Annotated in this window: 18 protein-coding genes and 1 tRNA gene; 2 read left to right on the top strand and 17 right to left on the bottom strand. The window is 51.4% G+C overall.

The window, feature by feature from the left end; translation table 11 throughout:
* Positions 1 to 90: 90 nt before the first annotated feature.
* The 8 genes from glmS to NTX59_03685 form a co-directional block, all read right to left on the bottom strand.
* Complete coding sequence (gene glmS / locus NTX59_03720; protein ID MCX5784776.1) at positions 91 to 1,962, bottom strand: glutamine--fructose-6-phosphate transaminase (isomerizing); 1,872 nt, start codon at positions 1,960 to 1,962, stop codon at positions 91 to 93.
* A gap of 92 nt (positions 1,963 to 2,054) precedes the next feature.
* A complete protein-coding gene (locus NTX59_03715; protein ID MCX5784775.1) occupies positions 2,055 to 2,774 on the bottom strand; it encodes a pyridoxine 5'-phosphate synthase in 720 nt (239 codons plus the stop codon).
* Between the two features lie 132 nt (positions 2,775 to 2,906).
* Positions 2,907 to 4,274, bottom strand: a complete 1,368-nt coding sequence (gene glmM / locus NTX59_03710; GenBank protein ID MCX5784774.1) for a phosphoglucosamine mutase — start codon at positions 4,272 to 4,274, stop codon at positions 2,907 to 2,909.
* Between the two features lie 215 nt (positions 4,275 to 4,489).
* Complete coding sequence (locus NTX59_03705) at positions 4,490 to 5,245, bottom strand: hypothetical protein (protein MCX5784773.1); 756 nt, start codon at positions 5,243 to 5,245, stop codon at positions 4,490 to 4,492.
* A 33-nt stretch (positions 5,246 to 5,278) separates the two neighbouring features.
* A complete protein-coding gene (locus tag NTX59_03700) occupies positions 5,279 to 6,313 on the bottom strand; it encodes a hypothetical protein (GenBank protein MCX5784772.1) in 1,035 nt (344 codons plus the stop codon).
* 10 nt (positions 6,314 to 6,323) lie between these two features.
* Positions 6,324 to 6,896 (bottom strand): RcpC/CpaB family pilus assembly protein, encoded by a 573-nt coding sequence (locus tag NTX59_03695; protein MCX5784771.1) that lies wholly within the window; start codon positions 6,894 to 6,896, stop codon positions 6,324 to 6,326.
* Between the two features lie 15 nt (positions 6,897 to 6,911).
* Complete coding sequence (locus tag NTX59_03690; GenBank protein ID MCX5784770.1) at positions 6,912 to 7,688, bottom strand: hypothetical protein; 777 nt, start codon at positions 7,686 to 7,688, stop codon at positions 6,912 to 6,914.
* The gene (locus tag NTX59_03685; protein MCX5784769.1) at positions 7,685 to 8,224 is read right to left on the bottom strand and encodes a sigma-70 family RNA polymerase sigma factor; all 540 of its coding nucleotides are present in this window, start codon (positions 8,222 to 8,224) and stop codon (positions 7,685 to 7,687) included. The genes NTX59_03690 and NTX59_03685 overlap by 4 nt, the downstream gene beginning before the upstream one ends.
* A 371-nt stretch (positions 8,225 to 8,595) precedes the next feature.
* Here NTX59_03685 and NTX59_03680 point away from each other — a divergent pair.
* Positions 8,596 to 8,682: transfer RNA gene (locus NTX59_03680), tRNA-Ser, on the top strand.
* A gap of 173 nt (positions 8,683 to 8,855) precedes the next feature.
* On the opposite strand, the gene NTX59_03675 is transcribed toward NTX59_03680, so the two are convergent.
* Both NTX59_03675 and NTX59_03670 read right to left on the bottom strand, forming a co-directional pair.
* Complete coding sequence (locus tag NTX59_03675) at positions 8,856 to 10,316, bottom strand: SurA N-terminal domain-containing protein (protein ID MCX5784768.1); 1,461 nt, start codon at positions 10,314 to 10,316, stop codon at positions 8,856 to 8,858.
* A gap of 187 nt (positions 10,317 to 10,503) precedes the next feature.
* Positions 10,504 to 11,574 (bottom strand): WG repeat-containing protein, encoded by a 1,071-nt coding sequence (locus tag NTX59_03670; GenBank protein ID MCX5784767.1) that lies wholly within the window; start codon positions 11,572 to 11,574, stop codon positions 10,504 to 10,506.
* Between the two features lie 396 nt (positions 11,575 to 11,970).
* Here NTX59_03670 and NTX59_03665 point away from each other — a divergent pair, with 396 nt between their 5' ends.
* Positions 11,971 to 12,888 carry a prenyltransferase gene (locus tag NTX59_03665; protein ID MCX5784766.1) on the top strand — a complete coding sequence of 306 codons (918 nt, stop codon included), beginning with the start codon at positions 11,971 to 11,973 and terminating at the stop codon, positions 12,886 to 12,888.
* A 291-nt stretch (positions 12,889 to 13,179) separates the two neighbouring features.
* Here the strand turns inward: NTX59_03665 and NTX59_03660 are convergent, their stop codons facing one another.
* The 7 genes from NTX59_03660 to NTX59_03630 form a co-directional block, all read right to left on the bottom strand.
* Positions 13,180 to 13,878, bottom strand: a complete 699-nt coding sequence (locus tag NTX59_03660; GenBank protein MCX5784765.1) for a hypothetical protein — start codon at positions 13,876 to 13,878, stop codon at positions 13,180 to 13,182.
* 100 nt (positions 13,879 to 13,978) lie between these two features.
* Positions 13,979 to 14,731, bottom strand: a complete 753-nt coding sequence (locus tag NTX59_03655; protein MCX5784764.1) for a glycerophosphodiester phosphodiesterase family protein — start codon at positions 14,729 to 14,731, stop codon at positions 13,979 to 13,981.
* Positions 14,732 to 14,807: 76 nt separating this feature from the next.
* A complete protein-coding gene (locus NTX59_03650; GenBank protein MCX5784763.1) occupies positions 14,808 to 15,917 on the bottom strand; it encodes a polysaccharide deacetylase family protein in 1,110 nt (369 codons plus the stop codon).
* Between the two features lie 316 nt (positions 15,918 to 16,233).
* Complete coding sequence (gene cdaA / locus NTX59_03645; protein MCX5784762.1) at positions 16,234 to 17,028, bottom strand: diadenylate cyclase CdaA; 795 nt, start codon at positions 17,026 to 17,028, stop codon at positions 16,234 to 16,236.
* Positions 17,029 to 17,152: 124 nt separating this feature from the next.
* Positions 17,153 to 18,967, bottom strand: a complete 1,815-nt coding sequence (ftsH, locus tag NTX59_03640; GenBank protein ID MCX5784761.1) for an ATP-dependent zinc metalloprotease FtsH — start codon at positions 18,965 to 18,967, stop codon at positions 17,153 to 17,155.
* Positions 18,958 to 19,518: a hypoxanthine phosphoribosyltransferase gene (gene hpt / locus NTX59_03635; GenBank protein MCX5784760.1), complete on the bottom strand. Its 561-nt coding sequence runs from the start codon at positions 19,516 to 19,518 to the stop codon at positions 18,958 to 18,960. Before hpt ends, ftsH begins: the two co-directional genes overlap by 10 nt.
* A gap of 153 nt (positions 19,519 to 19,671) precedes the next feature.
* Positions 19,672 to 19,998, bottom strand: a complete 327-nt coding sequence (locus tag NTX59_03630) for a hypothetical protein (protein ID MCX5784759.1) — start codon at positions 19,996 to 19,998, stop codon at positions 19,672 to 19,674.
* Between the last annotated feature and the right edge of the window lie 2 nt (positions 19,999 to 20,000).

The raw sequence follows: 20,000 nt of genomic DNA, 5'->3' as shown, positions 1-20,000 counted from the left end.
GTTGTTTTTAGGCTTAAGGCTTATGGTTGAAGGCTGAAGTTGATAAAACTCCCTTGTAAACCTTAAGCCCTCAGCCTTTAGCCTATCGATTCACCGCACCGTAACGCTCTTGGCCAGGTTCCGGGGCTTGTCTATGTCGCATTTTTTAGCCAGGGCCACATAATAAGCGAAAAGCTGCAGGGGAATGACATTCAGCATGGGTGAGAGCAGTTCCATGGTTTTAGGCACCTGTATGTAATCCGCAGCTTTTATAAGTTTGCGCGAATCTTCGTCAACTATGGCTATAATCCGCGCGCCGCGCGCCTTGGCCTCTTCCAGGTTGCCGGCCATAAGGCTGAGCGACTTGGAGGCGGTGGCCACGGCAAGCACCGGCATGTCCTTGTAAATAATGGCTATCGGGCCATGCTTCATTTCGCCGGCCGCGTAGCCCTCGGCGTGCACATAGGAAATTTCTTTTATTTTAAGTGCGCCCTCAAGCGCGATGGGGAAATTAATGTGCCGCGCGATAAACAAAAAATGCTCGCTCGCGGCAAAGACCTCGGCAAGCGCCGCTATGTTTTTTTCTCCGGCGAGCAGCTTTTCTATCAGGCGCGGCAGTTTTAACAGCTCTTCGGCGTAGGCCCTGGCCTCGGCGGAGGTAAGCTTTTTGCGCGCGGCCGCGAAATGCACACCCAGAAGATAAACGGCGGCCAACTGGCCCAGAAAGGCCTTGGTGGAAGCCACGCCTATCTCGGGCCCGCAGTGGGTGTAAAGCACGAAATCGGCTTCGCGGGTAAGAGTCGAGCCCACAGTGTTCGTAATGGCAAGAACCTTCGCGCCTGAAGCTTTGGCTTCGCGCGCGGCGTATAGCGTGTCGGCGGTCTCGCCGGACTGTGAAATGGCTATTACAAGCGTGTCACGGTCGGTTATTTTGGCCCGGTCCGAGAATTCAGAGGCAAAATCGACCTCGGTGGGGATGCCGAAATTCTCGAATACGTACCTGGCGATCATCCCGGCGTGATAAGCCGTGCCGCAGGCGATAACCTGCAGACGCTTGAAACTTTTTATCAGCCCGGCGGGCAGATTTATCTCGCGCTCAAGCAGTTCGCCCGAAAGCGGCAGCAGGCGGCCCCGCAGGGTATTTTCCACGGATTCGGACTGCTCGTGGATTTCTTTCAGCATGAAATGCTTGTAGCCGCCTTTTTCGGCCATGGTGGAATCCCACTGTATGACAACGGAGTCGCGGTCAAGCTTCCTGCCCTTGAAATCAAAAAATGTCACGCCGTCTTTTTTCACCGCGGCCATTTCCCCGTCGTTCAGGAACACCACGCGCTTGGTGTGTTTCAGGAAAGCGGAAACATCCGAGGCAATAAAATTTTCACCGAGCCCGAGCCCCGCCACCAGCGGGCTGTGCTGGCGGGCGGCCAGCAGCATGCCGGGACACTTCGTCCAGGCGACTGAAAGGGCGAAGGAACCTTTCAGCTCGGCAACGGTCCGGCGCACAGCCTCGAAAAAGACCGGCTCCAGCATTTCGGAACGGGCGTTTTTTTCCGCCACATTCAGACTTTTCAGTTTTTCTTCAAGCAGATGGACTATAACTTCGGTGTCGGTTTCGGACTTAAATTTATGGCCCGCCTTTAAAAGGACTTCCTTGAGCTCAAGGTAATTCTCAATAATTCCGTTGTGCACCACCACCGCGGAGCCGGAGCAATCGGTGTGAGGATGGGCATTGTCCTCCGACGGCGCGCCGTGCGTGGCCCAGCGGGTGTGGCCTATGCCGGCCCTGGCGCCTTTAACCGGGTCCTTGGCCGCCAGAGCGTCCAAAGCGTCAACGCGGCCACTGACGCGCTTTAAATAAAGCCCGCCGCCGCTTACCACGGCTATGCCGCAGGAATCATAGCCGCGGTACTCAAGGCGCCTGAGACCGTCTATAAGTATGTCAGAGGTTTTTTTATCGCCGATGTAGCCGATTATTCCGCACATAAATAGGGGATAGGGATTAGGGGCAAGGGGTTAGGGAAGGCATTTCTTATACCCTACCCTAACCCCTATACGCTATACGCTATACGCTGCTGTTATTGTATCAGCCGTTTCATCTCGGCCACTGCGTTTTTCAGGCCAACGAACATCGCGCGGGAGATTATGGAGTATCCTATATTCATGCACTCCATGCCGTCAATGCGCGCGACCGCAGACACGTTATAATAGTCAAGGCCGTGGCCGGCGTGCAGATGCATTTCAAGCTCTTTGACCAGGAAGGAAGCCAGCTGCAGTTTTTCCAGCTCTTTGACCTGCAGCTTCTTTCCCCAGGACTCGGAATATTTGCTGGTACACAATTCTACGGTGTCGGCGCCTATGTTATGGGCCGCCCTTATGGCCTGCGGCTCCGCGTCCAGGAAAAGGCTCACCTCTATGCCGGCGCGGGAAAGGCTTTTGACTATTTTTTCAAGCTCGACAAGTTTGCCCGTCATTTTCATTCCGCCCTGTGTGGTAACTTCCGCCGCGCTCTCAGGCACGAGACACACGGAATCGGGGCGGTATTTTAAGGCGAATTTTTCCATTTCGGCAGTGGCGGCCATTTCAAGGTGCAAAATCCCCCGCATATCCTGGCGCACATGCTCAACGTCGCAATCCTGTATATGGCGCCGGTCAGCCCTTATGTGCATTACCACCATATCGGCTCCGGAACTTAAGGCCACGCGCGCCGCTTCAAGCGGGTCCGGATTTTTTTCCTTCCGGGCCTGACGCAGCGTGGCGATATGGTCTATGTTGACACCCAGTTTTACGCTTTTCATAAAAGTCCTCCAGTATAATGACTGCAGCGAATAGGGGTTAGCTGATAGCGAACAGACGAATATTTATCTTTTTCTGTTTTTCTTTCCCTACTTCGCTATTCGCTACTTCGCCATTCGCTTTTTCACCGCTGTCTACTTCTTACCTGCTAACGCGCCGGAATGCTTTTTATAATGCGACAGCAGATCTTCGGCTATATCTTTTATTTCAGTCCGGGATTTCCCCTCCACCAAGATCCGCAGCAGCGGCTCGGTGCCGGAATATCTGATAAAAATACGCCCGTTGCCCTTGAGCTGCTTTTCAAATCTGGAGACCTTATCGCTGAAACCGCGCACCGCGTGAAGCGGCGGTTTGTGGGCTACCCGGAGCGCATCCAGGCGCTGGGGAAACCGCTTCCAGCGGTTTTTAAACCAGCTCAGGGGTCTGCCCAGGTCGCGCGCGGCGGCCAGGATCTGCACCGCGGTAAGTATCCCGTCGCCCGTGGCCGAGAACTCGCGGAAAATTATATGCCCGCTGGACTCCCCGCCTATTTTCAGGTCCTCTTTTTCCATGGCGTCGGTCACATTTTTGTCGCCCACAGGCACCTGCGCCGTTTTCACGCCAAGGGTTTCAAGATATTTTATCAGGCCATAATTCGACATAAAGGTAAGGGCCACCTTCCGGTTGGTAAGGCGGCCCTTTTCAAGCAGATACGCGGCTCCCATGGCCATAAGATGATCCCCGTCCAGCGCCATGCCTTTTTCATCCGAAAAAATACAGCGGTCCGCGTCTCCGTCAAAACTTACGCCGCAGAAAGCCCCCGCCCGAACGGTGGCGGCCGCCATTTTATCGGTATACAGCGCCCCGCAGCCCAGGTTTATGTTCTTGCCGTTCGGCTTGTCGCCGATCACTTTTAAATCGGCCCCCAGATCCCTGAAAATACGCGGCGCTATTTTGTAAGCGGCGCCGTTGGCGCAGTCTAAAACGATTTTAAGGCCTTTAAGACTGAACCCGGGCGGCAGGGTGCTTTTTATGAAATCCTCGTAGTCGGCGGAATAATCTTTTTTATGGATATCCAGCCCTGAAGTTTTAAAAGGGAGATCACGGCCGGAAAGCAAAAGCTTTTCTATTTTCGCCTCGATCGCGTCGCTGAGCTTGAGGCCGGCGCCGGAAAAGAACTTTATACCGTTGAATTCAGGCGGATTATGGCTTGCGGAAATAACTATGCCGAAATCGGCGTTTTCTCTTTTAACAAGGTAGGAAACCGCGGGAGTGGAGATAATCCCCAGATCAAGTATTTTGAAATTATGAGCCGACAAGCCCTCGACCAAAGCTTTTTTTATACTCCGGCCGGAGACCCTTGAATCCATGCCTATCAGCGCTACCGGGCGCGCGTGGGGGCCCCTTTTATACCCTGAAAGGACCAGCGAGGCGGCGGAGCCGATTTTCCTTATAAAATCAACGGTAAACGGATATTTCCAGGGGACGCCCCTGATCCCGTCAGTGCCGAACAGTCTTTCCATAGTTAAAAAAATCCGCCTTTAAGCGAACGGTACGTCTCAATGATTCTATATTATAACATTATTGCCGTGCAGGCAGGCGGCGGGGGCGGGGCAATTAAAGATTCAAGATTCCGGATTCAAGATTGAAAACTGGGAAGTAGGGATCTTAAATCCTAAATCTTGAATCTTAAATCTTTAATCCGGAATCGTGTATTCTTTGGCCCTTACCTGACCGCCTACCAGGTTATTTTCAGCGTGTTTTTTTCGGGGTTATACTGGAAATCAAAGCCTTCCATTTGCCTCGGCAGGGTTTTTACATTGTAATCCATCATCTTTTCACGGAAGGCCCGCGAACACAGACGGTCCAGGTCCCGTCCGCCCTCACCGGCCAGGCCGGCGGCAAGCCAGGGATGCGTTTCACTCACAAGCGTTTTTTGGCAACCCAGCGCCATAGTTTCGGTTATGGAAAAGTTACCGGACTTCTCCGGCAGCTTCAGGTTGGCGCCTTTATAACCGAGGTAGCTGCGTCCGGAACATATTACAGCGGCCCATGACAGCGCGGGCGAAAGGTTTTCCTCCGCCACCTTGATGAAAAGAACTGACCTGTCGCCGGGACACGCGCCCTCAAACCGAACATCGGGGAATTTCACCTCCGCTTTCCCCTTTTTACCGTCAATCGTCAGCTTTATCAGGCTTGTCAGCCGCACACGCCCGGCCTTATGGGGGCCATACAACGGGTAGGTCTCAGGGAGAATGCCGGAATCCGAGTCCGCATTCTCCGTCACCCGGGCCGGCGGAGAGACAGGGAACTTAGTGACGCTCATGTATTTCAGCACATCGGCGACTCTCATTGAACCCAGATTAAAATCCGGCAGACGATCCTCGTTCTCGGGCAAGCCCCATACAGGCGGCGCACATACGGAACAAGCCAGAGTCGCGGCAAACAATGCCGGAAGCGTAAAGCCCGTTCTACCCGCATCCCTGTGAGCCATATGTTTGTCCCAGCCGGGCGAACCATAGTGTAACTACCTGAACAATTTCACAAAACTGGCTATCTCCATCGGATGCATCTCAACATCCCCGGGAGAACGGCGTATAATATTGACGCTCTTGCTCTGCGCCAGGCTCAACACGGCGTACTGCGCCTCATTCGGGTTGCACAGCAGCTGAACGACCGACAAGCCGTCCATCGCATCCGGTTTGGAGATCTTCAGCACAACAACGTTCTGGAGTATAGTGGCCGTAACCATATTCTTTGCGCCTTTTCCGGTGACAGCCTCGAACGTGACAAGCAGGTCAATGCGCTCTCCGCTGTTAAGGAAAAGCGTCTGATAGCCCGGAACAGGCAGGCTGACCCCTCTGTAACCGGGCAGCACTCTGGGCTCCGGCCGGTACCTGTAAACCGGCTCCTGGCGCGGCGCCGAAAACAGCTGCGAGAACAGGTCCCGGCTAAGTTCCGCCGCTTCCGCCGCGTTACTATCAAATCCGGCTTTGTCATGCGCGGATATGGCCCCGGTCACGCCGTCCATACGCTGCATGATCATATTTAGGGTGGAAAACAGCCCCTTTCCCCTGCCTTCAAAGGAGTCGTTCAGCCGGGACCTGGCGATACGGTCAACGCTGAGCATGAAGCGCATGCGGATATCGTTGTACTCTTTTTCACATATGAAAGGCGACACCGGACCCTTATCCCCCGTCCCGACAAGAGTTTTGCGCGTGGTATCGGCGAACTCATATAGGATGGAGAACGGGGTTTGCCAGACCACAGCCTCGCTGAGTTTCCCCTCCTCGGGGTCGTTCCAGACCTTACGCTCCGCCATGGCCGGGACGGCTTTGTCCAGCCACTCGGGCATTATCACCTTTCCCTGCTGGCCGCCGCATTTGGGCGTGAACTCTTTCAGCGCATTATCCCTTCCCGTGTTCAGATAGTGATAGAAAAGCTGCATATCCTCGGCGGCGCAGCTTATCTTTTCCGGGGTCAGTCCGGGCTCGGCCGCGTAAGCGGGCAGCGCAGCGGCGAGCGGCAGCAGAACGCACAACAGCTTTTTAAATATCTTCATAATTTTTCCTCTATTTTATCAGCTTACGGAAGCTGGCCATCTCCATCGGATGCATCTCGACATCTCCGGGCGCGCGCACGGCGATGCTGGTTTTTCCCTGCGCCTCGCTCAGCGCCAGGTACTGCGCCTCGTTCGGATTACAGAGAAGCTCTATGGCACCCATATCCTTCACATTGTCCGGTCTTTTAACATTTATCACGATGACATTCTGAAGTATGGTGGCGGTCACCTTCTCTTTCACTTCCTTCGCGGTCACGGTGTCAAAAGTCACAAGCACATCCACGCGGTCTCCTTTTTTGACATACAGAAGCTGGTCGCCCGGCGCGGGTATGGAGGTTCCGCGATAGCCGGGGACAAGCCCGATATAGGGATACTCCACGGGTCCGGTAGAGACCTCGGCGTCTCCGGCGTATTCCACCCTGTCTTTTAAAGCCGGCATGTCCGACGGATCCAGCGCCGGCGCGCTGCCGCTCTCCGATACGGATTTTGCGTCCTTCGCCGGCGCTTTGTTCTCGTTAGCGTATAGCGCCCCGCATGCCGCCAGACACGCTACTAACGCAAGTCCTATCGTTACAGTTTTCATAACAGCCTCCTTGATCTATATTACTTTCCGCTGGAAAAACTCTTCGGGCGATATCGCCCGTCTTTCAAGCGTGAAAACGGCGTGTTCGGTTTCCCATACAACCCCCGAACCTTTTGGAAGCGCCAGCCTACGCCCTTTTAACTGTTTTATAGGGCCCGCGCCTTTTTTAATTTCTATGGGAAATTTACCGGGCCGGCCGCCGGCAAGCGCAGCCATGGGCACACCGCGGAAAATCCCGGAAACACTCCCTGTTTCAGGTGGATGGGCTTGCTCCGCACTTTGGCGGGACCCCTTCCGGCAGATTTCCCCACAGGCGGACACCGCCGCCGCGGTTTCCCCTACCTTTTGGGGAAAGTGCGGGGCCGGTTCCTGAAGCCGGGCAGTTACTATTCCGCCGGAAACGGTAACGGAGCTTGACTGGAAGGGCGAAGCAAAGCCGGAACGCGCGTATTGAACCGGCGCCATGCCGGGAACGCCGGCTCTTTGCCCGGTCGTGCGCCTGATCGGCAGAAGAACAAGCAGAAGGCATGCCGCCGCCATAGCGGCCTGAAGCCAGGTATTATGTCCTAACAGGCGGAATACTTTGCCGAACCCTGAGGTCTTGCGGGCGCGCGCCAACAATTCGGCCCTGAGCGATTCCTTTATTTTGGAATCCCCGCTGAAATCCGCGCGGAAAAGTTTTCTAGCCGTTTCCATGGCGGCGGGATCGGACTCGTCGCCGCCCGGGCGACTGCCGGCAAAAAGCCCGTCCAGTTCACTGTTGAACCGCTCAGCCGGATCTTTACCGTTCATATTTCCCTCTCAGGGGCTTGTCCCGCACTTTGGCCCGTTTGGAAAAAGTGCGGAGCAAGCGTTGCCTGCAGCTGTTTTACCGCGCGATAAATTATAATACCGACATTGCTCTCGCCAAGCCCCGTCACCTGCGCTATGTCCCGGTTAGTCATGCCGGAGCTGAATTTCAGCGCTATTATATCCCGCGACCGGGCGTCCAGCGCGGATACGGCTTTAAGCAGCAGGTCACATTCTTCCTTCGTTTCCATAAGGGCCTCGATGCGCGGCTCTTTGTCAGCCTGTTCCCCTATATCGTCCAAAAAGACCTCTTCCCGGCGGTTCAGCGCCCTGAACCAGTCTATCACCGCGTTGCGCGCTATGCCGAACAGCCAAACCTGCACCGGGGCGCGGGCGGCGTCGTAAGTGTCCATTCCCGCAAGCGCCGCCTCGAATATCCTGCCGGTAACATCATCCGCGGCCTCCGGCAACCGCACGCGGTAGCGCACGTAGTTGTAGACTTTCGTAAAATAGCGGTCATAGATGTCAGCAAAATCCATAGCTTCCTGCATAACCCCTATACTAGTAAATACGCAACAGCCAGGAAAGTATTACAAAAAGCGGCGGAGAATCGCCGGTAAATAAGCGCGCTTCCCGCCGATTTTATATAATCGTTATAGACTAAGGGGTGCGATAAGCCCGTGCGATTACCTTCGTTAGGCCGTCTGATGGGCATAGCCCTTTATACGGCACAGCCATAGGCTAGTGAGCGCGGGTACCTTATAGAAGGGGTTAAGTGAGCGGACCGCGAATAGCGGCGAAGCGAACGACAAAGGGGAGCTTAGCTCCCCTCGTAGAGCGCCGGGCGTCTCTTTATAAAGCCCGGTTGCTAATCAACCCTGAGCGTGAGTATGCGAAGGGCGCGACAAGTGGAAGGGTGGCCGAGTGGTTTAAGGCGCCGGTCTTGAAAACCGGTGTACGCTTATGCGTACCGTGGGTTCGAATCCCTCCCCTTCCGAAAATTTTAAAAGCCCCGAAAGGGGCTTTTAAATTACCGATAAGTTTATGACAAATTGCTGACACCATGAAGTTAGGTCATGCCCACTGTTTCCATTCAACGTTAAACCAAATTCACTAAGCAATCATATAACATTTAAGTATTTAAGCAACGTCCCCCTTAGCCCGCTCTCACTAATATTCATAGAGAGGTTTCCCAGAAGCATCCTTATGCGTGCAATTAAATATAATCGTTCCCCACGTTTTCGCATTTTTTTTGGAACCATAATAAACAAATCCACCGCTATCGGTAAAGTCATTGGGCGAAATTTCATTTGAATCAACATATTGAACAACATCGGTTCCCTGGTGGTTGGGCAATGTAATTAGAGGAATTTCATTTATATAGGGGTTCTGCGTTAAATCAGTCGGTTTTACAGTTAGCTCATCTAGTTTTATAGGAAAAACACCATTGTGATCCCCATAATATACTTGAAGTGCGCCTCTAATAGAACTTAAAGCTCCTGCCGCCTTATTCCAGGCGTCTTTTGTTTCGGTTGTGTTTCCAGTCGCTTCATAGCAATGAGCCAGCGCCCAGTGGCCTTCCGGGGCCAGGAAGGCGGAAAGTAAATCCTTGTCACGGGCCTCGGCCGCTAGTTCTCCGGCCGCTTCTTTGGTCTTTGCTATGTTGTAAAGTGCAAATGGTCTTAGTCCCTTTACACCGGCGGGGAGTAGTTTTGAGTATTGGGCTTCCGCTTCCTTATACTTGCCCTGGGCGAAAAAGATATCTCCATTCGCAAGTATCGCATAGCCGCAGGCGCTGGTATTTGAGTAAGTGGTTTCAATGGAGCTTAACTGCGTTTGAGCTACAACCGGATTGCCGCCAAGAGCGATCTCTTGGGCTATAAAAAGATTTTTCCAGGCAGCGTTTGAGGCCGCTTCTTGCTTAATCTCCACAACCCCCGGCTCTTTTTCTCTTTGTTTGCTGAGCTGTCTCAGAATATCGTTCATAATTATTCCAAACTTTTCCTGCGTTAATTCCTGCATATATTTCTCTTTATTAGTGTCAAAATTTACCAAGTTTCCATTTTTTGCAAGGTAAGACTCTTTTAATTCATCTGGAGTTATTTTTATAGTTGAAAACACAAACTGTTTATACTTGCTTGCAAGCCGCGCTTTTTTTCTCCACAACTCATATTCTTCCGGCGACATTTTGAACTGCCCTAGGATTATCTGGCGATAAAGACTAGGATTATAAAGACCATCTTTGCGAAATTGTGGAGTATTTTGGATTTCAACAGCTACTTCAAAATCAGTTACGACCATGCCCATTTTCGTTGCCTGTCGTGACCATAATTCCTCAATTAGCATTTCCCTGGAAACTTGTTGTTTAACTTCTTCTTGAACCGATGCATTAACGTCAGTCCCACTATCTCTCAATGTTTCCAGTATGTGATTTACCCTGGCAATAAATTGCTGATTTGAAGTTGTCTTGTAATTAGTAACGACTTCCGGAGACACTGCCTTAGTAGTGATATTCTTATTTGTTTTTGTGGTTTTAACCCATGGTTTTTCTGATGCTAAAGTGCTTTGAAGATGCCCCGAAAAAATAAGAAATATTATAACCCATAAAACGATATTAATATGCTTTTGCATAGATTCTCCTTGTGGCTTCTTCTTCGGGAATCCGAGTCTTGTGCTACAATTTCTTCGTTTTCTGAGACGACCTCATCAAGGCACTTGTTCACAACTTTACTACTATTAAGTACAGCGCAATTTTTATGCATATTGTTTTATTGCTCCTTCATTACATTGGAATGTTTCTGCCGGTGGTCTAAGTGCATCAGTTTCGGGAAATCCAAATAAGTTTCCCGGTCTTATCTAGGTAGCCCCACCCGCTGCCAATTTTTACTAGTGCCAAGCCCTCTTTAAAACCCTGAGCACTTTCAAATCGCGAGGTGAATGCGTATTTGCCAGTCTTATTTATGTAGCCCCACCCGCTGCCAATTTTTACTAGTGCCAAGCCCTCACTGAAATCAAGCGCATCGTCAAATTGCGGGTTGATTACATATTTCCCAGTTTTATCTATATAACCCCACTTGCCGCCAATTCTTACTACCGCCAAGCCTTCACTAAAAGCCCTCGCCCGATCAAATTGCGGGTTGATTATATATTTTCCGGTTTTATCAATATAGCCGAAGGTTTCAGTTGTTACTTGAAAGACTACTGCCAAGCCATCTTTAAAAACACCAGCATGTTCAAGGGTTATTACATATTTTCCGGTTTTATCAATATAACCAGATTTACTGTCACTTTTTGCGACTGCCAAGCCCTCTCTAAAATCACTCGCCTGATCAAATTGCGGGTTGATCATATATTTTCCAGTTTTATCTATATAGCCCCACCTGCCGCCAAATTGACCAAAACCAACTAGCGCAATATATGTGTCCTCTCCCCCAATTCCCCCAATATTTACGCTTGCCAAACCTTCGCTAAATTCCTGCGCGTAATCAAATTGCGGATTAATTGCGTATTTGCCAGTCCTATCTATGTAACCCCACTTGCAACCAATCTTCATTGCTGGGCCCGGTTGCCCAACCATCTTGCATCCAATCGCTATTACTGCCAAGTCTTCGCTAAAATCCTGGGCGACATCAAATTGCGGGTTGATTACATATTTTCCGGTTTTATCTATATAGCCCCACTTGTCGCCATTTTTTACTAATGCCAAACCCTCTTTAAAATCACTTACTTGATCAAATTGCGGGGCAATTACAATTGTCCCTTCATTGTCGATATATCCATATTTTCCATTTTGTATAACAGAAAACCGGTTTAACGGCTTATCACTATTACTACAGGAAATTGTGAAGAAAATACATAACGGAAGAAGTGAAAGTATAATTTTTTTCATAATAAAAACTCCTTTATTTATATTTTCTTTTGAAAAGCAAACGCCATAATGACATGAGAAATAGTTCACCCTATCATAAAAAACGGCTAGCGTACTCAAGGTAAAGTAGTGTAATGAAGATAAAAGAACCCCGTATTATTATGGTACAAAATTATCCACTTTACATGCTGGACTTGGCTGATTTTTGTTTTGCCAATTCACCCCCACGCTGTCCCGGTCTTAGCTTCTTGCTTGTTGCCATTTATGCCTCTGACCGGTGGAGAACCAATATTACAGAAAGCCCCACCCTGGTGCTACGCGCTAGGGTGGGGCTTTAATCGTCTATGACCAAAGTGAAAATTTCATAAAATCCGACGGCTAATGCTGGACGCGGGGAAAAGTTATATAATTTTTGTAATGAAAAACATCAAAATCTGGTTGCGGGCCACCAGACCGTGGTCGTTCACGGTCAGCATTGTTCCCCCTGTTTTGGGAAGCATAATAGCCTTGAATGAAAACACCGGACTTTCATTTAATTGGACTTGTTTTTTCCTTACGCTCACCGGCTGCGTCGCCACGCACGCGGGCGCGAACGCGTTTTCGGACTATTTTGACTACAAAAAAGGCGTTGACAGGCCCGGCACCTACGGCTCAAGCGGCGTGCTGGTAGAGAATCTGCTTACGCCAAAGCAGCTGCTTCTTGTACCGGCGGCCGGATTTTCTATCGCCGCCGCGGCGGGGCTTTATCTGATGGCGACACTCCCGAACGGAACCGCGCTCGTCTGGCTGGTGCTTTTCGGGGCTTTCCTCGGATTTTTCTACACCACCCCGCCGTTCGTGATAAAATACCACGCCCTCAGCGAGATAGCCGTTTTTCTGGCCTTCGGTCCTCTAATGACGCTGGGGGCGTATTTCACGCAGGCGGGCGCATATTCGTGGAAGCCGTTCTTCTACTCTTTCCCGGTGGCACTCATAGTTGCCGCCATAGTGCACAGCAATAATTTGCGCGATATAAAGACCGACAGCGTGACCGGCATAAAAACCGTGGCGATAATACTGAAAGATACAGGCGCAAAAAGAATGTATTACTTTCTTTTAGCCGCCGCCTACACAACTACTCTTCTGTTCGTGATATTCGCGGGGCTTACCTGGCTTTCACTTATAACTTTTCTCTCACTGCCGCTGGCGGTAAAGCTGATAAAAACAGTGAAGAACAAAGAAGCCGCCGGCGAAAAGGATTTTGCTTCAATAGACGCCATGACCGCGCAGCTGCATTCCGCCTTCAGCCTGCTTTTTATTATCGCTCTCATAATCAAGAGATTTACGGCGCAATGAGCCATTGCGAGGGAGATGGTTGCCCATGGCAATCCCGTCGTTTATACTACGAGATTGCTTCCCGCCACGCTTCGCTTGCGGCTAAAGGCTAAAACCGCCCGCAATGGCAATTCTCTGAAGGAGGGGAGGTGTGTCTGAAAGGCCTCCGGCCATAAACAGCCACGGCCTGGTTATTGGACTGGCAACAATGCATCCTAACGGGATACGCACATCAAGAGATTTACGGCGCAATGGGCAATGGTACAGCTGCCGGCAGGCAGGCGAATGTAAATAAGCGTCGGACGCACTACACTACTTAGCACAATGACGATCTTTGAGTATTTTTATAACCGGCGCCGGATCACGGTCTTTAAAAAGGACTTCGTCTAAACCCAGCTTATCTTCGTCCATCATGTATTCCACTACCAGGCGGTAAAGGTAGGGAGCGCGATCAGGATCGCTTGCGGCGTCGCCCTGACAGATATCCTCCGGATGGTGCGTATTGTCGTCCAAAGAAATCACATGCTCGGAGTAGCCGTCTTTTTTCCAGTCGCCCGCCATGGCGTAGGTAAGCGACCCCATTTTCCATCTCATCTGCAGCATAACCGCTTCGCGCGCCAGCAGCTTTTCAAGAGCGAACGTGTTTTTAGGATCCAGAGGCGAAGCCACCAGGCCTTTTTCAAAATCCGCGGGCGCCATGAATATTATGTCCTTAAAAGGATGCAGGCAGGCAAAGTCCTTGCGGCAGAAAGGGGCGAAAAAGGCGTACTGCCCCGCTGTTGCCGCGACGTAAACCTCAAATTTCTGTCCTTCGGCGGACAACGGTGAATTTTTAAGTTTAGAGAGAGCGGTTTCCATAAAGCTCTCCGCCGAGACAGGTGCCGGGGACCGGGAAACCATAGTATAACTTCCGTGCTCAAGCCGGCTGTTAAAAAAAATACCCGGCCAATAAAACACGCAGCCGTATAGCAGACAGACTGACAGAACCAGCAAACTTAAAAATTTAAACATTCTCCCTCCATAACCGATTTTTAAGGCCTGCCGCGCCGGTGTTGTATTCAGGCGTAACGGGCTTTTTGACTCTTTAATATTATATAAAAATGTCCGGCAATTATCCGCCGTAAAGGGTTTTTACGGCCAGCGGCACATCATCGGTCCAAACCCCTTCAACACCCAGTTCCGCAAGGTCTCTTATGTCATAGTAGCTGTTGGCCACTCCCGCGGAAACTCCCACGCCGGCAACGGCCGCGGCCAGGACCTGTTCCTTGAAATTGCACAAAGCCGCGTAGCCTTTAAACACCTGCCTGGCCAGCGGCCAATTGACCCACCCGGCGCACACCTTTGAGGCTCCGGCATCCGCCGCCGTCTTCAAAACAGCGCCCGGCAGGAACGGCATTACGGCTATTCCTATGCCCGGAACCGCCGCGCCTGCGGCCTTAAGAAGGCGGGCTCTGTGCGAGAATGTTAGAATGAAAGCCCTGTTCTGCACCCCCGCCTTTTTTATTTCAAGCGCCAGCGTCGCGGCATCCTCCGTACTATCCATGCCCAGTTCAAAATAAAAAACCCTGGCGGGCCCGAGTATCATCATATTCAGGATATCGTCAAGGTGCGCTATCGGTTCTTTGCCGAAAACTTTCAGCGTCTTGAGGTGGGAATAGGAAGTGCCGGCTATCCGCCAGGACTTGCCGCAAACCCGGCGGGCGTCGCCGTCGTGGAACGCTATAAACTGGCCGTCCGAGGTCCTTCTTATATCGCATTCAACGGCTGAAGCGCCGTTTGAGAAAGCCAGCTTAAAAGCGGCCGCCGTATTTTCGGGAGCATTGAGTAAAGCCCCCCTATGCGCCAGGACCAGCGGTTTTGCCATGGTAGATGAATTTTAATATATTTTGAGACTGCTGAAAAAGTCAGAGCCGGCCGCAGCCGTTGGAGAGTTTGTTTTCTTACTGCGCTTGAAAAGCCTGGACTATCCTGTCAGGCGAAACCACTTTATAATTATTTTCTTTAAACCATTGGAGAAGACGTTTCGCCGTTTCGCGGCTCTGCGGGTGGATATCGTGCATAAGGATTATGCCCTTTCCGCGCTGTTTTATAAGAGCTATGGTTTTGGCATACAGCTCGTCGGGCGATTTTATGGACCAGTCCATAGTGTCGATGGTCCAACCGAGCGGCGCCAGATTTAAATCCGCAATAACAGCCTTAAGCGCGTCCGCCCCTATAACGCCGTACGGCGGACGGAACAGCGCCGGTTTGACGCCTGTTGCGGCAATGATAGAACCCGCCACCCGGCCAAGCTGGTCCAGGGTTTTTTCCGTGGTGTAGGCGGTAAAAGGTTTGCCGGTTTCCGTGGCGTGGTGATAACCGTGCACGGAAACGAAATGGCCGTCCTCCGCCTCGGCTTTTATCATGGCCTTTCCTGAAGACCCGAGTTTCTCGCCAAGCACGAAAAAGGCGGCCTGCGCGGAATTAGCTTTCAGGTTGTCCGCCACTTCCCTGGAATATTCCCCCGGCGCGGGCCCGTCGTCAAAAGTGAGGATGACCTCTCCCTTGTTTAAAAAAGAGTCTTCCTGCACCAGAAAAGGAGTGGTCCCTTTAACATATACTATTTTCGCAAAACCTTTCTTGATGGAGACGGGCTCACCCCTGTCGCCACCCGTCCCGAAACCAAACACCCCGCGCAATTCCGCCATGACTTTTTCAGACGGCAGGCAATCGCGGCCCGGAACACCCTCCGAAGGGATCGGTTTCCCGGCTGCCCGCAAACCGGTTTCAATCTCGTCCACCTTGCCCCGCAGATAATCGCCGGCTATAGAGGCCTCCAGATAAGCCTCGGTACCGGGAACGCCCTTATACGCGACATCGGAATAGTAGGAGAGCGCCGCTAAATACCCGCCGTAATCCGGCGCGGTTCTGTCTATGGCGGACGCTTCCGGAGGCGCCGGAACTTCCTGCCTGGCGGCACTTTCAAGCGTGAGGTCTTTTTCAAATTCGGCGGCGGCGGAAAAAACAGAAAACAAGAGCAGAAACGGCAATAGCTTTAAGATCTTTGGCATTAACTTTCTCCCATTTCAACTATACACATAGTCTGACAAAAAAACGGGAGGTTTTATAAGGGTCTTTAGGGAATTTTTGAGACGTTTTAGGACCTATGCTTGAGTACCCAAGTGGGCAGGCAAAAGGCAGGGGAGAGGGTATAGGGTTTAGGGGGTATATAGGGAGGGAGGTTTCTTATCTCTGCACGCTATCCGCTCTATGCTAGCCCCTATATCCCAAGTTAAATCGTTCCTACGATGAAGTACCAGATGAGCACTGCAATAACGAAAGCTATAAGCTTTATGGTCCAGTTCCTTGTAAACATCTCCGGAATATTCATACGGTCGGCGGCGCCTCCGGACGCTGGGCCTTTCTGAGCAGTGTTTTTTCCGCCTTTGAGCGGTAAAGCTGGTAAAGCATGGCTTCCAGGTCCGCGGGTTCAACGGACTGCTGCAGATGGCCGTTCCTTGCAAGGCTGAGCTGCCCGGTTTCTTCCGACACCGTGATAATTATGGCGTCCGTCATTTCGCTCAGGCCTATGGCGGCGCGGTGACGCATGCCGAGTATCTTGGAAAGCTCCTGCTGTTCGGTAAGCGGCAGGATGCAGCCGGCCGCCACAACCCGGTTGTTGGCGATAACCGCGGCCCCGTCATGAAGCAGAGTGTTGTCGTGGAAGATGGTAAGCAGAAGTTCTTTGGACACTTCGCCGTTAAGCCGCACGCCGGTTTCCTCAATGTCGCGCAGGCCCATATCCTGCTCAAGCACGATGAGCATGCCCATTTTTTCTTTCACGGCCAGCCTCAGGGCTTCCATCATTTCGGGAATGAACTTGTATTCCTGCGACATCATTAAACGGCCGAGCGGGTTGGAGCCGATATTTGCCAGCGCGAAGCGTATCTCGGGCTGGAACACCACGATTAAAAGGAAAATACCCGCAAGCCAGAATTGCTGAAGCAGCCACACGGTAGCGGCCAGATGTGAATATTTGGCAAGCGCGGTGATGATGGCCAGAATAAAAACGCCCCAGATAACCTGCATGGCCCTGGTGCCCTTGACCAGCAGTATCAGGCGGTAAATTATATAATAGACGGCCAGAACATCTATAATATTTATAGCGTAGTTTAAATACATCCAAACCCCTTAAAGACCAGCGAATAGTAAGAAAGCAAATAGCAAATAGTGAGAGTGGGAAGGAGCAAATAGTAAAGTTTTTCCGGTTTCTACTATTCGCTATTCGCTTTCTTGCTATTTGCTATCAAACCGCCGCGTTCGTTCCGCCGTTAAACAAAGCTTCCATTTCCGAGGCGTCCACGACCTCTTTTTCAATAAGCATTGCCGCTATGGCGTCAAGCACCAGGCGGCCCGAGGTCAGTATGCTGCTTGCTTTAACATGACATTCCGCCACTATGCGCGTAACTTCGTCGTCCACATTTTTAGCGGTTTCGTTCGAGTACCCTGGCTGCCTCACTATGTCGCGGCCCAAAAACACTTCCGCCTCGTCTTTTTTAAGCGAGATGGGACCTATTTTCTCGCTCATGCCGAACTCAAGCACCATTTTCTGGGCGTAGTTGGTAACCTTGGACAGATCATCCTGCGCGCCGGTGGTGATTTCGGAGAAAACCAGTTCTTCAGCCGCCCGGCCGCCAAGAAGCACGCAAAGCTTATTTAGAATCTCGGTCTTGCTGGTAAGGTATTTATCCTCCAGCGGCAGCTGCAAAGTGTAGCCCAGGGCGGGCCCGCGCGGAATTATGGAAATCTTATGCACGGGGTCCGAGCCGGGCAGGGACCTGGCCACCAGGGCGTGGCCCGCCTCGTGGTAAGCCACTATCTTTTTCTCGCGGTCTGAAATAATGCGCGACCTGCGCTGAGGGCCGGCTATCATCTTTTCTATCGCCTCCTCAAAATCACTGAGCTCAACGCCTTTTTTTTCTTTTTTGGAGGCGAGTATGGCCGCCTCATTTACTATATTTGCCAGATCCGCCCCCACAAAACCGGGGGTATGCCGCGCTATTACCGACAGGTCCATGCTCTCCGCGAGCTTCACTTTCTTTGCGTGCACCTCAAGAATCTCCTGGCGGCCCTTGATGTCGGGCACGGGAACATTTATGCGCCTGTCAAAACGGCCAGGGCGCAGCAGGGCCGTATCCAGCACGTCGGGCCGGTTGGTAGCGCCTATAAGTATAATGCCTTCATTCGCTTCAAAGCCGTCGAGTTCCACCAGCATCTGGTTAAGCGTCTGCTCGCGCTCGTCGTGGCCGCCGCCTATGCCCGCGAACCGAGAGCGCCCCACTGCGTCAAGCTCGTCCACGAACACGATGGCGGGCGCGCTTTTTTTAGCCCGTTCAAACAGGTCGCGCACGCGCGAGGCCCCCACTCCGACGAACATCTCCACGAATTCCGAACCGGAGGAGGTAAAGAACGGCACGCCCGCCTCGCCGGCGATGGCTCGGGCAAGGAGGGTTTTGCCGGTACCCGGAGCGCCGTAAAGCAGAACGCCTTTCGGAAGCTCGCCGCCCAGCCTGCGGTATTTTTTGGGATTTTTCAGATAATCGACTATATCGCTCAATTCCTCTTTGGTTTCTTCGCAGCCGGCCACATCCTTGAAGGTAACTTTCTGCTTTTTCAGGTCCTGCTGTTTAGCCTTGGATTTGCCGAAAGACATGGCCTGTTTGCCTCCCATCTGAGCCTGGCGCACGAACAAAAACCACCACAGGAAAACAAAGATCAATATCCAGCCCAAATTGAGTATCAGGCTGGTTATCCAGCTCTTGTCCGCCTCGCCGGAAAAAGATTGCACGCCGGCGGTTTCCATGTCTTCTATCAGCTTCGGATCGCTCAAGGGGATGGTTTTAAAAGAAACCGTTTTATCGCCTTCCTTAAACTCTCCCTTTATCATATCCTGGCTTATCAGGACTTTGTTTATCTCTTTGGCTTTCAGCTTAACCTTGAATTCGGAGTAGGGGATCTGTTTCTCCCGCTCAACGGATTTCACATTTTGATACACGGCCACCAAAAGCGTGAACGCGAGTATCCAAAAAAGCATCTGCCTTAAATTTTTTTTCAGCGGCATATTTTATTAACCTTAGGGCTCGTAATGGCGGATTTTTTTAAAACTCCGATATACGGCAAATTGCGGTAAAGCTCGTTGTAATCAAGGCCGTAGCCCACAACGAATTTATTCGGTATGACAAAGCCGGAATATTTTATCGGCACCCTGGCCTTGCGGCAGGACGGTTTGTCCAGCATAGTGCAGATTTCAAGCGAGCGGGGACGGCGGGTCTTCAGGTTTTTCAGCATATAACTCATAGTAAGGCCCGAATCCACTATATCCTCCACTATCAGCACATCGCGCCCCTCTATATTCTGCTTAAGGTCAAGGATGGTGCGCACAACCCCGGTTGACTGCTTGCCCGAATAGGAAGAAAGCATAATAAAATCGACATTGGTGTCAATGCTGATATTTTTAAGCAGGTCCGATAAAAAAAGCACACAGCCTTTCAGGACCCCGACCAAAGTCAGGCAGCGGCCTTTATAGTCCGCGGAGATCCGCTCGCCGAGTTTTTTTATTCTGGCGTCCAATTCGGGCGCGGAAACAAGAATTTCTTCCAAATCTTTGTGCATGGAAGCTATATTCTAGGTTTTTTGGAGAGTTTTTCCAATAGAAACCCGCGCGCCCTCGGGACAAAGAATAGTCACCGGTCAGCCTAGTCTCAGGTTTCGGGTCACAGGTCTCAAGCAAACCCTGATTCTTCACTTGTGACTTGCAGCTATTGATTAGTCCAGATCCATTGGATTAAAGGGCTTGGAGGTGTCGCCGGAATCCTTTATGCGCTTTTTCTCAGCTTCAAACTTATCCAGAAGCTCTTTTTTCTTCTCCTCCATAGACGCGCCGGCGCCGGAAAAATAATTGTCGAGCCGAGATTTATCATCTTTAATTTTTTTGAGGGCTTCGGCTATCGGGTCCGCCCCGCTTTTAACTTCCGGCTTGTCCCAGTGACGAAGCACATGGCCGTTTTTTCTGTCCACTTCAATGCGCGCCTTGCAGCACGGACAGTCTATAAGAAAAGTCCCATCGCCCATATTTCCTCCTGAGTTAGCCATAA

Source organism: Elusimicrobiota bacterium (genome assembly GCA_026388155.1).
In the GTDB taxonomy this organism is placed as follows: Bacteria; Elusimicrobiota; Elusimicrobia; order Elusimicrobiales; family UBA9959; genus UBA9634.
Note: the sequence above shows the minus strand (reverse complement) of the source record. Positions and strands in the feature narration are given on the sequence as shown.